Source organism: Streptomyces sp. NK08204, assembly GCF_020400585.1.
Lineage (GTDB): Bacteria > Actinomycetota > Actinomycetes > Streptomycetales > Streptomycetaceae > Streptomyces.
On the sequence record NZ_JAINVF010000023.1, the window covers coordinates 1 to 14009 of the forward strand.

General features: G+C 68.6%; 12 protein-coding genes and 1 pseudogene. 8 read left to right on the plus strand and 5 right to left on the minus strand.

What is annotated here, in order from left to right; translation table 11 throughout:
* Nucleotides 1-698: pseudogene (locus tag K7G59_RS27050) on the minus strand (Fe-S oxidoreductase); the annotation flags it as partial.
* 217 nt (nt 699-915) lie between these two features.
* Here K7G59_RS27050 and K7G59_RS27055 point away from each other — a divergent pair.
* The 5 genes from K7G59_RS27055 (at nt 916) to K7G59_RS27075 (ending at nt 6190) form a co-directional block, all read left to right on the plus strand.
* A complete protein-coding gene (locus K7G59_RS27055) occupies nt 916-1935 on the plus strand; it encodes an MraY family glycosyltransferase (RefSeq protein ID WP_225838667.1) in 1020 nt (339 codons plus the stop codon).
* A 94-nt stretch (nt 1936-2029) separates the two neighbouring features.
* Complete coding sequence (gene dnaK, locus K7G59_RS27060; RefSeq protein WP_225838669.1) at nt 2030-3868, plus strand: molecular chaperone DnaK; 1839 nt, start codon at nt 2030-2032, stop codon at nt 3866-3868.
* Nucleotides 3865-4518 (plus strand): nucleotide exchange factor GrpE, encoded by a 654-nt coding sequence (grpE, locus tag K7G59_RS27065; RefSeq protein ID WP_225838671.1) that lies wholly within the window; start codon nt 3865-3867, stop codon nt 4516-4518. The genes dnaK and grpE overlap by 4 nt, the downstream gene beginning before the upstream one ends.
* Nucleotides 4519-4560: 42 nt before the next feature.
* Nucleotides 4561-5730, plus strand: a complete 1170-nt coding sequence (gene dnaJ, locus K7G59_RS27070) for a molecular chaperone DnaJ (protein ID WP_225838673.1) — start codon at nt 4561-4563, stop codon at nt 5728-5730.
* Nucleotides 5731-5737: 7 nt separating this feature from the next.
* Nucleotides 5738-6190 (plus strand): heat shock protein transcriptional repressor HspR, encoded by a 453-nt coding sequence (locus K7G59_RS27075; protein WP_225838675.1) that lies wholly within the window; start codon nt 5738-5740, stop codon nt 6188-6190.
* Nucleotides 6191-6254: 64 nt separating this feature from the next.
* Here the strand turns inward: K7G59_RS27075 and K7G59_RS27080 are convergent, their stop codons facing one another.
* Nucleotides 6255-7952 (minus strand): fibronectin type III domain-containing protein, encoded by a 1698-nt coding sequence (locus tag K7G59_RS27080; RefSeq protein ID WP_225838677.1) that lies wholly within the window; start codon nt 7950-7952, stop codon nt 6255-6257.
* Between the two features lie 296 nt (nt 7953-8248).
* On the opposite strand from K7G59_RS27080, the gene K7G59_RS27085 reads away from it, so the two are divergent.
* Nucleotides 8249-9358: a sugar ABC transporter substrate-binding protein gene (locus tag K7G59_RS27085; RefSeq protein ID WP_225838679.1), complete on the plus strand. Its 1110-nt coding sequence runs from the start codon at nt 8249-8251 to the stop codon at nt 9356-9358.
* Between the two features lie 292 nt (nt 9359-9650).
* On the plus strand, nt 9651-10691 hold the full coding sequence (locus K7G59_RS27090) for a helix-turn-helix transcriptional regulator (protein ID WP_225838682.1): 1041 nt from the start codon (nt 9651-9653) through the stop codon (nt 10689-10691).
* A gap of 12 nt (nt 10692-10703) precedes the next feature.
* Here the strand turns inward: K7G59_RS27090 and K7G59_RS27095 are convergent, their stop codons facing one another.
* The gene (locus tag K7G59_RS27095; protein WP_225838684.1) at nt 10704-11720 is read right to left on the minus strand and encodes a helix-turn-helix transcriptional regulator; all 1017 of its coding nucleotides are present in this window, start codon (nt 11718-11720) and stop codon (nt 10704-10706) included.
* Nucleotides 11717-12754, minus strand: coding sequence for a helix-turn-helix transcriptional regulator (locus K7G59_RS27100; RefSeq protein ID WP_225838687.1), 1038 nt, complete (start codon nt 12752-12754; stop codon nt 11717-11719). Before K7G59_RS27100 ends, K7G59_RS27095 begins: the two co-directional genes overlap by 4 nt.
* Before the next feature lie 273 nt (nt 12755-13027).
* Between K7G59_RS27100 and K7G59_RS27105 the strand changes: the two genes are divergently transcribed.
* Nucleotides 13028-13363: a hypothetical protein gene (locus K7G59_RS27105; protein WP_225838689.1), complete on the plus strand. Its 336-nt coding sequence runs from the start codon at nt 13028-13030 to the stop codon at nt 13361-13363.
* A 143-nt stretch (nt 13364-13506) separates the two neighbouring features.
* Here K7G59_RS27105 and K7G59_RS27110 read toward each other — a convergent pair whose 3' ends face one another.
* The gene (locus K7G59_RS27110) at nt 13507-13929 is read right to left on the minus strand and encodes a pyridoxamine 5'-phosphate oxidase family protein (protein ID WP_225838691.1); all 423 of its coding nucleotides are present in this window, start codon (nt 13927-13929) and stop codon (nt 13507-13509) included.
* Between the last annotated feature and the right edge of the window lie 80 nt (nt 13930-14009).

Below are 14009 nucleotides of genomic sequence, written 5' to 3' on the forward strand. Positions count from 1 at the left end.
TCGGTCTTCAGCGAGACCACGATCATCCAGATGAAGGACGCCGCGATCTTGAGGGCCGCGAAGAAGTAGGACAGGTTCTGCAGGGTGGAGACGTCCATCCCCCGGAACCAGGCGACCAGCGGGTACGACAGGAAGTACGAGGCCTCGTAGCCGTCGACGTGGTGCTGGGCGCCCTCCAGGGCGTGCAGCAGCACGATGCAGGAGCCGACGGTGAAGATGACGGCCTCGACGAAGTACGCCTGACCGGTGTTGGAGCCCGCGAACCGGGACTTGCGCAGGGCCTTGCCCGGCCTCGACAGCTGGCGGATCACGATCAGCGTCACACAGCCGACCGCGGTGCCCGTGCCGATGAACTCGACGTACATGTTGTACGGCGCCCACGTGCCGATGATCGGCAGCAGCCAGTCGCTCTTGAAGAGCTGACCGAACGCGTTGACGATCGTCAGCAGCAGCGTGTAGAAGCCGATCGCGATGAACCAGTGGGCCAGGCCGATGACACCCCAGCGGTTCATGCGGGTGTGGCCCAGGAACTCACGTACCAGGGTCACACTGCGCTGATACGGGTTGTCAGTCCGGGACCCGGCCGGCACGGGCTGGCCGAGTCGCATGAAGTTGTATACCTGGAGGACGGCGCGGCCGAACAGTGCCACACCGACCACGATCAGGGTCACCGACACGATGATCGCGGCGATTTGCATGGGGGCTCCTGGGGCGGGGCCTAGAAATTACTAAGCGGTAACTTATTTAGTCTGTTTGAGACTACCTCCATATTCCCCCGAGGGGCAGCCCTGCGCGGGGTGACATGGGTCGCTGAGCGCGGCCTGTCGCCCGGTCCGTGCGCGGCCGACGGGCGGCGGCGGCAATCGGATCGTGTTATTCGTACCGAATTGCTACCTTCGCGCCTAACTTAGAGCCGTGCTCTACGGGATCGTCGCCGCCACCGCGGCCCTGCTCCTCGCCGCCGTGCTCGCGGCGTTGCTCCGGATGCCCGCCCTGCGCGTGGGCATCGTCGACCGGCGGCGGCAGCGGCCCCTGCCGGTGCTCGGCGGGCCCGCCGTCGTGGCTGTCACCGGTCTCGTCGCCTGGGCGGGTGAGTGGACGCGGGTCGCCCCGCTCGGGGAAGGCGTCGGGCGGCTGCTCCTCGCCGCGGCCGGACTTGCCGCGCTGGGGCTGGTCGCCGATGTGTGGCGGCTGCGGGCGCGGGTGCTCGTCACCGGTACGGCGGTGGCGGCGGTGTGCGTGGTGCCGTACGACGAGACGGGCGTCGCGGGCGGACTGCTGGCCGTCGGCTGGATCGTCTTCGTCTCCCTCGCCTTCAAGGGGCTCGACCATGCCGACGGGCTGGCCGGCACCGTCGGGGTGGTCACCGCCTTCGGTGCGGGTGCCTGCGCCGCCGCCGAGGTGATGGACGGGCTCGCCGTGCTGCTCAGCGTGTTCGCCGCCGCCCTCACCGGCTTCCTGATGCACAACTGGCATCCCGCACGGATGGGGCTCGGTGCATGCGGGTCGCTGTTCACCGGGTTCTTGCTGTCCTCGGCCGCCGTCATCACGCGCGCGGGGTACGGGCTCGGGGCGAGTGCCGGGGTGCTGTTCTGCCTCGGTGCCGTCGCCGCCGCCGACGCCCTCCTGGTGGTGCTGGCGCGGCGGCTGGGCCGTCGCCCGTCGCCGCGGCGCGGGTCCGGCCATCTCGGGCACCGGCTGCGGCGGCTCGGGCTGACCCCGCAGGGGACGGTCGTGCTCGTGGGGGCCGGTTCCTTCTCCTCGGTGCTCGTGGGCGTGCTCGTGCACACCGGGTGGGTGGGGGAGACGGCCGTGCTGTGGGTGGTGGGAGGGGTGGTGCTCGCGGTTCTCGTCCTCCTCCGGATCCCTGTCCGTGTGCCCCACCGGGTGGCGAATACGCAGGTGGGAGGGCAGTTGCGTGTAAGGAACGGATAAGAGTTGAGCCCAGTTGACTCAGGTCCGTTGACCCGGGCGACCTGCTCGTGCACACTTGAGCCTGTTCCACTCAAGTCAGCTGGAGGAATCAACCATGGCACGTGCGGTCGGCATCGACCTGGGCACGACTAACTCCGTCGTCAGCGTTCTGGAAGGCGGCGAGCCCACCGTCATCACCAACGCCGAGGGCGCCAGGACCACGCCGTCCGTCGTCGCCTTCGCCAAGAACGGCGAGGTGCTGGTCGGTGAGGTGGCCAAGCGCCAGGCGGTCACCAACGTGGACCGGACCATCCGTTCCGTGAAGCGCCACATGGGCACCGACTGGAAGATCGCGCTGGACGGGAAGGACTTCAACCCGCAGCAGATCTCCGCGTTCATCCTGCAGAAGCTGAAGCGGGACGCCGAGGCCTACCTGGGCGAGAAGGTCACGGACGCGGTCATCACCGTCCCGGCCTACTTCAACGACTCCGAGCGTCAGGCCACCAAGGAGGCCGGTGAGATCGCGGGCCTGAACGTCCTGCGCATCGTCAACGAGCCGACCGCCGCCGCGCTGGCCTACGGCCTCGACAAGGACGACCAGACGATCCTCGTCTTCGACCTCGGTGGCGGCACCTTCGACGTGTCCCTCCTGGAGATCGGCGACGGCGTCGTCGAGGTGAAGGCCACCAACGGTGACAACCACCTCGGTGGTGACGACTGGGACCAGCGTGTCGTCGACTACCTGGTCAAGCAGTTCCAGTCCGGCCACGGTGTGGACCTGTCCAAGGACAAGATGGCCCTCCAGCGCCTGCGTGAGGCCGCCGAGAAGGCCAAGATCGAGCTGTCCTCCTCCACCGAGACCTCGATCAACCTGCCCTACATCACGGCGTCCGCCGAGGGCCCGCTGCACCTGGACGAGAAGCTCACCCGCGCCCAGTTCCAGCAGCTGACGGCCGACCTGCTGGAGCGCTGCAAGACGCCGTTCCACAACGTCATCAAGGACGCCGGCATCTCCATCAACGAGATCGACCACGTCGTCCTCGTCGGTGGCTCCACCCGTATGCCCGCCGTCGCCGAGCTCGTCAAGGAGCTGACCGGCGGCAAGGAGGCCAACAAGGGTGTGAACCCGGACGAGGTCGTCGCCATCGGCGCCTCGCTCCAGGCCGGTGTCCTCAAGGGTGAGGTCAAGGACGTCCTGCTCCTCGACGTGACCCCGCTGTCCCTCGGTATCGAGACCAAGGGCGGCATCATGACCAAGCTGATCGAGCGCAACACCACGATCCCGACGAAGCGCTCCGAGATCTTCACGACGGCCGAGGACAACCAGCCGTCCGTGCAGATCCAGGTCTACCAGGGCGAGCGTGAGATCGCGGCCTACAACAAGAAGCTCGGCATGTTCGAGCTGACCGGTCTGCCGCCGGCGCCGCGTGGCGTCCCGCAGATCGAGGTCTCCTTCGACATCGACGCCAACGGCATCATGCACGTCACGGCGAAGGACCTCGGCACGGGCAAGGAGCAGAAGATGACCGTCACCGGCGGCTCCTCGCTGCCGAAGGACGAGGTCGACCGCATGCGCGAGGAGGCCGAGCGCTACGCGGAGGAGGACCACAAGCGCCGCGAGGCCGCCGAGACCCGCAACCAGGGCGAGCAGCTCGTCTACCAGACCGAGAAGTTCCTCAAGGACAACGAGGACAAGGTCCCGGGCGAGGTCAAGACCGAGGTCGAGGCCGCCGTCGAGGAGCTGAAGGCCGCGCTCAAGGGCGAGGACACCGCCGGTATCCGCACCGCCACCGAGAAGGTCGCCGCCGTCTCGCAGAAGCTGGGCCAGGCCATGTACGCCGACGCCCAGGCCGCTGCCGGCGGTCCGGAGGCCGCTCAGGGCGGCAAGGCCGCCGACGACGACGTGGTCGACGCCGAGATCGTCGACGACGAGCGCAAGGACGGTGCAGCGTGACGGAGGAGACCCCGGGCTTCGAGGAGAAGCCCGACGTCCCCTCCGGCGCGACCCCCGACGACGCCGAGTCGAAGGCCGCCCCCGAGGAGGGGGCGGCCCCGGCCGGGGACGGAGCAGCAGACGCGGGCCGGCTGGCCCAGCTGGACCAGGTGCGTACGGCGCTCAGCGAGCGCACGGCGGACCTCCAGCGCCTTCAGGCCGAGTACCAGAACTACCGCCGCCGGGTGGAGCGGGACCGGGTGGCCGTCCGGGAGATCGCCATCGCGAACCTCCTGACCGAGCTGCTTCCGGTGCTCGACGACATCGGGCGCGCACGGGAACACGGCGAACTGGTCGGCGGGTTCAAGTCCGTCGCCGAGTCGCTGGAGACCGTCGCCGCCAAGATGGGCCTGCAGCAGTTCGGCAAGGAGGGCGAGCCCTTCGACCCGACGATCCACGAGGCCCTGATGCACTCGTACGCGCCGGACGTCAAGGAGACGACCTGCGTGGCGATCCTGCAGCCCGGGTATCGCATCGGCGAGCGCACCATCCGCCCCGCGCGGGTGGCCGTCGCCGAACCGCAGCCCGGCGCGCAGACCGGCAAGGGCGAGGGCGCCGAGGAGAGCGCGGCGGCCGACGACAAGGACAGCGGTGGCCCGGACGAGGGCTGACGCAGGGATCGACGGGGCCCACAGGAAGGGGGTGCGTCGGGGATGAGCACCAAGGACTTCATCGAGAAGGACTACTACAAGGTCCTCGGCGTCCCCAAGGACGCCACCGAGGCCGAGATCAAGAAGGCGTACCGGAAGCTCGCCCGCGAGTTCCACCCGGACGCCAACAAGGGCAACGCCAAGGCCGAGGAGCGCTTCAAGGAGATCTCCGAGGCGAACGACGTCCTCGGCGACCCCAAGAAGCGCAAGGAGTACGACGAGGCACGCGCCCTGTTCGGCAACGGCGGCTTCCGCCCCGGGCCGGGTGCCGGCGGCTCCTTCAACTTCGACCTCGGCGACCTCTTCGGGGGCGGCGGGGGCGCCCAGGGCGGCGGCTTCGGCGGCGGAATCGGTGACGTCTTCGGAGGGCTGTTCAACCGGGGCGGTGCCACCGGCACCCGTACCCAGCCCCGGCGCGGCCAGGACATCGAGTCCGAGGTCACGCTGAGCTTCACGGAGGCCATCGAGGGCGCCACGGTGCCCCTCAGAATGTCCTCCCAGGCCCCGTGCAAGGCCTGTTCCGGCACCGGCGACAAGAACGGCACACCGCGTGTGTGCCCCACCTGCGTCGGCACCGGGCAGGTCGCCCGGGGTTCGGGCGGCGGCTTCTCGCTCACCGACCCCTGCCCCGACTGCAAGGGCCGCGGCCTGATCGCCGAGCACCCCTGCCTGGAGTGCAAGGGCAGCGGGCGCGCCAAGTCGTCGAGGACCATGCAGGTCCGCATCCCGGCCGGGGTGACCGACGGCCAGCGCATCAGGCTGCGCGGCAAGGGCGCGCCCGGCGAGCGGGGCGGCCCGGCGGGTGACCTGTACGTGGTCGTGCACGTCGGTGACCACCCGGTCTTCGGGCGCAAGGGCGACAACCTCACCGTCACCGTGCCGGTGACGTTCGCCGAGGCCGCTCTCGGCGGCGAGGTGAGGGTGCCGACCCTGGGCGGTCCCCCCGTCACCCTGAAGCTGCCGGCGGGCACACCCAACGGCCGTACTATGCGTGCGCGGGGAAAGGGCGCGGTCCGCAAGGACGGCACCCGCGGCGACCTCCTGGTCACCGTCGAGGTGAGTGTTCCGAAGGACCTGTCGGGGAAGGCTCGTGACGCACTGGAGGCGTATCGCGAGGCGACTGCGGGTGAGGACCCGCGTGCGGAGCTGTTCGAGGCCGCGAAGGGAGACTGAGAGAGAGATGGACGGCCGTCGGCGTAACCCGTATGAACTGACCGAGGAAACCCCGGTCTACGTCATCTCGGTGGCGGCCCAGCTCTCCGGACTCCACCCGCAGACGCTGCGCCAGTACGACCGCCTGGGCCTGGTCTCCCCGGACCGGACCGCCGGGCGGGGCCGCCGCTACTCGGCCCGCGACATCGAGCTGCTCCGCCAGGTGCAGCAGTTGTCGCAGGACGAAGGCATCAACCTGGCCGGTATCAAGCGCATCATCGAACTGGAGAACCACGTCGCCGCGCTCCAGTCCCGCGTCGCGGAACTGGAGGCGGCCCTGGACGGCGCGGCGGCGACGATGCGGCAGCGCGAGGCCGCCGTACACGCCTCCTACCGCCGCGACCTGGTTCCGTACCAGGAGGTCCAGCAGAGCAGCGCGCTGGTCGTGTGGCGGCCCAAGCGGCAGCAGTCCTCGGACTGACCTTCACGTCCACTGAAAGCCTGCAGTGGAAAGGGGCCCGGATTCCGGGCCCCTTTTCGCGTGCTCAGGGGAGGAGGACGGCGTAGTCCGCTCCCGGCGCCGACTCGGTGCCGTCCGCGTACTGCGCGGTCACCCAGTAGTAGTGGGTGGTGCCGCTCGTGGCGCCGGTGTCGGTGTAGGAGGTCTGCGTGGTGGCCGCCAGCTTCTCGTAGGCGTGCGTGTCCGGGTTCCAGCGGTAGACCTGGTAGCCGGTGGCATCGGCCACCGCGTTCCAGCTCAGTCCGACGACGCCGTTGCCCGGGGAGGCCTCCACCTGGACCGGCGAGCCGTCCGGGGTCGGCACGCTCGGGGTGGTGTCCAGCTCGGTCGCGTTCACGATGTTCGGCGAACGGGTCCACTCGTAGTGGGAGTTCCCGTCGTCGTCGACGGCGTCGATGAAGAAGCAGCGCTCCTCGCCGTCCGGGAGGGTGGGGTAGTCGTACGAGGTCGTGCTGGTGGACAGCCACTCCGCCGCGTAGACCAGGCAGACCTTCTCCCCGTCCGGCTCCGCCTCGTCGACAGGGTGGAGTTCGCCGGCGTAGACGACGTACCGGGCGAGGTCGGGCGTCGGGTTGGCGTCCCACGCGAGGTGGAAGCCGTAGCCGGTCGGGCTGACCGTCAGCCCGGTGACCGCGGACGGCGGGGTCAGGTCCTCGTGGACCCCGCTGACCGCGGCCGACCGCGCGGACTCGTTGCCCGCGGCGTCGACGGCCGTGACGCGGTAGTAGTACCGCGTGCCCTCGGTGCCGGACGCGTCGAGGTAGGACGGCTGGCCGGCGGTGGCGATACGGCTGTAGGTGCCGTCGGCGCTCGTGGCGCGGTACACGCGGTAGGTGCCCGCGTCCGCGACCGTGCCCCACGCGAGGCTCACCCCGTCGCCGCCGCTGTCGGCGCTCACTCCGGCGGGGGCGGCGGGCGGGGTCCGGTCGGCGGTGGTGACGGGCAGGTCGGCGGTGCCGGCGGAGACATTGCCGGCGCGGTCGTAGGCGCGCACCTCGTAGTAGTAGGTCGCGCCGGTCGTGGGCGGGCTGTCGGTGTAGGAGGTCGCCGTCGTGGCGGCCACCTTCGTCCAGCTGCTGCTGTCCTTCAGGCGCCGGTAGACCTTGTATCCCGCGAGGTCCATCTCCTTGTTCTTCGCCCAGGCGAGCTTGGCCTTGCCGGTGGCCGGGTCGTAGGAGACGGAAGCCCCGGTCGGGGTGAGGGGCTTGACGGTGTCGACGTCGGCGGAGGTGCGGGGTGTGTAGCCGAACTTGACGTTGGCGGTGCCCGTCCAGTTGACGAAGTCGACGCGCAGGGTGTGCTTGCCGGACGGGATCGTCAGGTTGAGCGTCTTGGACACCGTGGACGAGACGTTCTTCCACAGGTCGATCTTGCGGGTGCCGTCGAGGTAGACGCGGATGCCGTCCTGGGCGGAGGCGGTGAGGGCGAAGGGGCCGCCGGAACCGAAGTCCCTCGTCACCGTCCAGCGGACGCCGAAGTAGTTGCTGGGCAGGCCCGTAGCGGGGGCACCGGTGCCCCAGTTCTGGTCGATGACGTCGTCGCAGTCGGTCTTCGCCGGAGTGCCGGAGAAGGTGGTGTTCGCGAAGAACTGGCGTTTGTAGACGGGGGAGGTGCAGGTGGTCGCGGCGGAGGCGGGCGCGGTGGTCGCGGTGAGCAGTCCCCCGGCGGTGGCGAGCACGACGGCGGTGGCGGCCGACGCCGTCGTGTGTCTGGCTGGATTCATTCGATCCTCTGGTCATGATCACGACGGCTGCCGTCAGCCGTCGTGATCATGACCAGCGAGGAAGGGTGTTGGTTGTACGAATCTTTGTCGACCCATGAACGCTCCTTGAACAGAATATTCCGTAAAGGGCGTTTGGAGGGGATTTCGCACCTTCCCCGCAGACACAGCGGTGCGTGTCGTTGCGTACTCGTTAAGTAGTTCTGCTTGACGCCGGGTGGAGCCCCCGCGTTGTCTTTCAGACACCTGGGTGGCGTAAAGCCGCCCATGTCCGCAACACACCCGAAGTGAGCCCCCGAATGCGCCGAATCGCCATCTCCATGGCCGCATCCACGATGACCCTCTCGCTTGCCGGCTGCGGCATGCTGAACGCGACGGGGGACGGCGACGCGAGCGCGAGCCCGACGGCCGGTGACGACGTCAAGGTGGGGCTGTTGCTGCCGGAGACGGCGAACACGCGTTACGACAAGTTCGACTACCCCATCATCAGGGACAAAGTAGCCGAACTCACCCACAAAAAGGGCAAGGTGCAATACGCGAACGCGAACGCGGACGCCGCCCGGCAGGCCGACCAGATGCAGCAGATGATCAACGACAAGGTCGACGTCATCCTGCTGGACGCGGTCGACTCGCACGCCGTCGCCGAGCAGGTGCAGAAGGCCAAGGACGCGGGCATCCCGGTCATCGCCTACGACCGGCTCGCCGAGGGTCCGATCTCCGCGTACATCTCCTTCGACAACGACCTCGTCGGCGAGGTGCAGGCCCGCTCCCTGCTGGCGGGCATGGGCCCCGACCGCGCCGCCTCCGACAAGATCGTGATGATGAACGGCTCGCCCACCGACCCGAACGCCAAGCAGTTCAAGGAGGGCGCGCTGTCGGAGCTGGACGGCAAGGTGCAGATCGCGGCGAGCTACGACACCAAGGAGTGGAAGCCGGAGATCGCCCAGGCCTACATGGCCCAGGCGATCAGTCAGATCGGCAAGGACAACATCGCCGGCGTCCTGGCCGCCAACGACGGCGTAGCGGGCGGTGTCATCAAGGCCCTGAAGGCGGCCGGCGTCACCCATCTGCCCCCGATCACCGGACAGGACTCCGAACTGGACGCCGTCCAGCGGGTCCTCGACGGTGAGCAGTACATGAGCGTGTACAAGCCCTACCCGGACGAGGCCGAGGCCGCCGCCCAGATCGCCGTCGCCAAGGTCCAGGGCAGGGACATGCAGTTCGACGCCCTCACCCAGGACAAGGTCGACAGCCCCACCATCAAGAACATCCCCTCGAAGCTCGTCCAGGTGAACGCCCTGACCAAGAGCAAGATCGAGGAGACGGTGATCGCGGACGGGATCTACACGGTCGACGAGATCTGCACCGCGAAGTACAAGGCGGACTGCGCGGCGATCGGGCTCAAGTAGCCGTGCCGGTGCCGTTCGCACGGTGGGAGCAGCGGGCCCCGGCCGGACTGGGGGCAGCCCGGCCGGAACCGCCCCGGGTGTCCAGTATCCGGGGGAAGCGGTAACAACGATGCCTCGGCCGGCCTCGGCGCACCACCGTCATCTTGTTGCAGCGGGAAGTGCGGAGGCCGGGCGATAACGTGACATACCCCATGATTGTCCCGCCCCTGGCGCGATGAGCCGTGTTGCGGACCTGGTCGGCGCCGCGCATAGTTGCGCTGCGAAGAGGCAGACACCGGGGGTGAAATGGGCGATGGCCGAGCGCGGGGCGAAGCATCCACATGGTGTCGACCGACTGTGCGAGGCCGGGGATCGTGTGTATTCCCGGGCTGTGCGCCGGGGGCGGGTGCCGCGCACGGACGCCGATCCGGTGCCCTGTCTCCTTGAACTGGCGCTGCTGCATCCCGACCCCGACGACATGGACTGGCTGGTGCCGACCTCCCCGCAGGAGGTCATGACCCGGCTGCTGCGCGGGGTCTACGACGAGGTCAGGGAGAGTCAGCGGCGGGTGGGCTCGGCGGTCGCCGCCTTCGAGTGGTACGCCGCCCTGGGACAGGATCGGCAGATGCCGGCGGCGCCGGGCGGGGGCGCCGCGATCCGGGTCCTGGACGGGCTCTCCCGCATCCAGGCCGCGATGGACGAGGCCACGCAGGCGTGCACCACCGAGGTGCTCTCGGTGCAGCCCGGCGGCATCCGCCGTGAGGCCGAACTGACCGAGGGCCTGCACCGGGCGCTGGCGCTGCGCGGCCGGGGCGTACGCATGCGCGACCTGTACACCCACGTCGCCCGGCACGGCCAGGGCCTGCTCAACTACCTCGACCTGATGGGCGGCGCGGTCGAGGCACGCACCCTGGACGAGGTCATCGACCGCCTCATCCTCTTCGACCGCACGGTGGCCTTCATCCCGGCCAACACCGAACGCACGATGGCCCTGGAACTGCGCCACCCGGCACTGGTCGAATACCTCGTCACGGTCTTCGAACGCCTGTGGCGCCTGGCGATCCCGCTCACCGCCGCGCTTCCCGACACCGGCATCGAGGGCATTTCGCATCGCGAACAGTCCATCGCCGCGCTGCTCGCCGAGGGCCACCAGGACGCGGTCATCGCCGAACGCCTCGGCATCAGCGTGCGCACCTGCCGCGCCCACATCGCCCGCCTGTCGGAGACCCTGGGCGCGGCGAGCCGCACACAACTCGGCGTCCGGATAGCCCAGGTGGGCCTGGACGGTTCCCGCAGGCCGTCCGCCCCGAACATGTTCGGCCTTCCGGGCCAGGAGTCCCCGAGCATCCACTGACCCCTGCCGGTATTACGGGCTCTCCTCGCCCTCCTCCTGCGACTGCGCCAGAATCCCGGAGCGGCCGATGAGGTAGCCGAGTTGGGCGCGGCTCTCGCTGCCGAGGGTGTCGGCGAGTTTGGCGATGTGCACGCGGGCGGTGCGGATGTTCATGCCGAGGCGGTCGGCGATGACGGCGTCGGTGTGGCCTTCGACGAGGAGGGCGGCGATGGCTTGCTGGCGGGGGGTGATGCCGTTCAGGGAGGGGCGTTGAACGGCTTGGGGAAACACGGGGGTTGCCAGGTGCCAGAGCCGGTCGAAGAATGCGGCCAGGTAGCCGACCACCGCCGGCTGTCGGACTTCCACGGCGGCAGTGCGGTCGGTGTTCGCGGGCAGGAAGGCCACGGTGCGGTCGAAGATGATCATCCGGTCGGTGATCTCGTCCAGACTGCGAGCCTGGGCATCGCCCTTCAGCTGCTCCTGGTAACTGACGACGGCGGGAAGATGGCGCAGCGTGTCGTGATACAGCGTGCGGATGCGGCCTCCCCGGTCCAGCAGAGCTTGGTCGCGTCGCATAGCGACGGTCTGGGAGGCGAGTCCCCGCGGGCCGCCGAGGCCGTGGTAGGGCTGGACACACAAGGCTTCTGAGCGAGCCTCGGCCATGGCCTCGGTGATGGCCAGGTTGATCCGCTCGGTACCGCTGAGGAGCCGTAGCATCGGGGTATCGGCGCCGACGGCGGGGTCCACTCTGAGTTGCAAGAATGGTTCGAACTGTTCCACCAACCGGTCCTCGCGCAGGCGTTCGTCCGCAATGCGGGCAGCCGATGTGCGTAGGAGTCGGTGCAGGGCGGCTGCGGGGGTGACCGGTTCGAGCCGGTCGGGGTCGTGGAGCGCTGGGTGTAACAGGCCGAAGTCGATCAGGCAGGGCGTCCCATCGGCAGCCGTGGCGCTTACGTTTCCCTCGCGCAGCGCACGTTCGTACAGTTCCGCCCCCGAGACACAAAGTTCCTCGACACCGTGCTCCGGGTGCGGTCTCGGCGCGAGGGTCACCGTGTGGCTCCCTGCTCCGGGAGCGTGGCGTCCTTGTCGAGGATTCCCGACTGGGCGATGAGGTAGCCGAGCTGGGCGCGGCTGCCGCTGCCCAGGGCTTGGGCGAGTTTGGCGATGTGCGCTCGGCAGGTGCGGACGTTCATCCCGAGCCGGCGCGCGATGGCCTCGTCCACATGGCCTTCGACCAGGAGCTTGGCGATGGAGTGCTGGACTTCTGTGATGCCTGCAGCGTCGACTGTATATGGGCCGCTCGTGCTCATCGGGACAGCGCGGACCCACAGGTACTCGAACACCTTCATGAGATAGCGGACCAGCCCGGGGTGGCGCAGCTCCAGAGCGATCTTCTGGTCGTCGCGGGCCGGTATGAAGGCGACGGCGCCATCACAGATGATCAGGCGCTCGACCAGTTCATCAATGGTGCGGTACTCGACCCTGCCGCCCGAGAGCTGGGCAGCATAGGCGAGCTTCTCTGGGTTGTAGCGTGCGGTGTGCTGGTAGAGGCTCCGGATCTCGACCCCACGTTCTAGTAGGGCCCGGTCTCGCTCAAGTCCCTTCAGCAGGCTGCTCTCCGAAATACGATCGGACGGCTGAACGGTGAGAAGCTCCGTTTGGACCTGGGCTGTGGCAAGGTTGAGCGCCGCGTTGATCCGCTCTCCGCCCTCCAGGACGGTGACGGAGTCGCTAGGGGCGTGCGCCTCCCTACTGAGGGTCATGAACGGCTCAAAGACCTGTGCGAGTTCGATTGACAGTTGCCTGCGTTCAGCGATCTCGTGCTCGATGGGGCCGAGCTGTCGCGCCAGGGCGACTGCTGGAGGGACTGGTCGCAGCCAGGCGGAGTCGTCCGTATCCGGCTGGAGCAGGGCGAGATCGACCAGGCACGGGGCGGACTCCGCTTCCGAGCGAGCGACTCGTCCAGCACGCAGCGCGGCGGCGTAAAGGCGGTTGCCTTCGGCGCATAGCTCGGCTACTGCATGAGGATGTACAGGTTTTGCCCGACTTGTCGCCAATTCTCCACCCCCCAGGGTCCTGAACATGCAGGAACATGATGCACCGATTGTGTGGCCATCACGTGCCTGAATGAGCCATCGTCATACCTGACGGGGGAAAAGGGGACCTTCAAGTGAGGACGAAGCTGACCATGCGCAACAGACTGCTTCGCTCGGTACTTGGCGCTGCCCTTTCCGCCCTGGCAGCTCTCGGGATCCTGAGTGGCGTCGCTGGCGGGAAAGGCACTGTCCGGGCGATCACCGAGTGGCCCATTGTGGTCTCGCAGACCGATGCGATGGTCGGCGGAGCCGGGAGCTGACGTGACCACTCCACCTGACGATCGATCCTTCCGCCGCGAGATGGCCACCGCCTACCGGTCCGGCTGGCACTTCATCGACCTGGTCACCGCCATCCCCCACAGCGGTGACTCGCTGATGGTGACCGTCTTCGGTGAACCGGTCGTCGTCGCCCGGGACGAGGACGGTGACGTGCGGGCCTACCGGTGCCTGCGCAAGCCCCGGGGTGCGCCGCAGCCGGTGCGCTGTGCCATCCGGTACGGCATGATCTTTGTGAACCTGGACCAACGAGACCATCGGGTGGCAGAGCCGGATGTCTCCGACATAAGAACCATCTCGGCCACCCCCCGCAGTGCCTGACGCGATTCCCCCGTCGTAAAAGATCGCTCAGGCGCTTCCCCCCGCAGCGGCGTCACCGTGACCTGAACACGGTGACGCCGCTGTCGTTCGTGGGGACATTTCAGGGTATGGGTGCGCTTCTACAGTGGCTGAAATCAGTCTGTTCAGCCATGCCCCAGCGCCCGCTCCACCCTGATCTCGATCACCACCCGTGAGGGATTCGGGGACGGTGTCCGCTCGTACCGTTCGGCGTACCGGCGTTCCGCCTCGGCGACCCGTTCCGGCTCGGTGCGGACCGTCGCCCTGCCCTCCAGCGTGGCCCAGCGCCGGCCGTCCACCTGGCACACGGCCACCCGCGCGCCCGCGGGGCCGGCGTCGGCCGCGCGGATGTACGCCACCTTCGCGCTCGTCTTGTTCGTGATCACCCGGGCCAGGCCCGCCTCCGGGTCGTACGTCACCCCGACCGGGACCACGTGCGGGCTGCCGTCCGGGCGGATCGTCGTCAGCGTGCACAGGTGCCGCTCCCGCCAGAAGGCCAGGTATGTGCTGTCCAGGGCCGCTGGGTCTATCGAGTGCTTCGAAGGCATGGGAGAAAACTAGCCCCGTTGCCTTGAGCGGAATCGACTCAACTTTGTGTATGTTGGTAGTGGCAGTAGCCGTAGTGGGA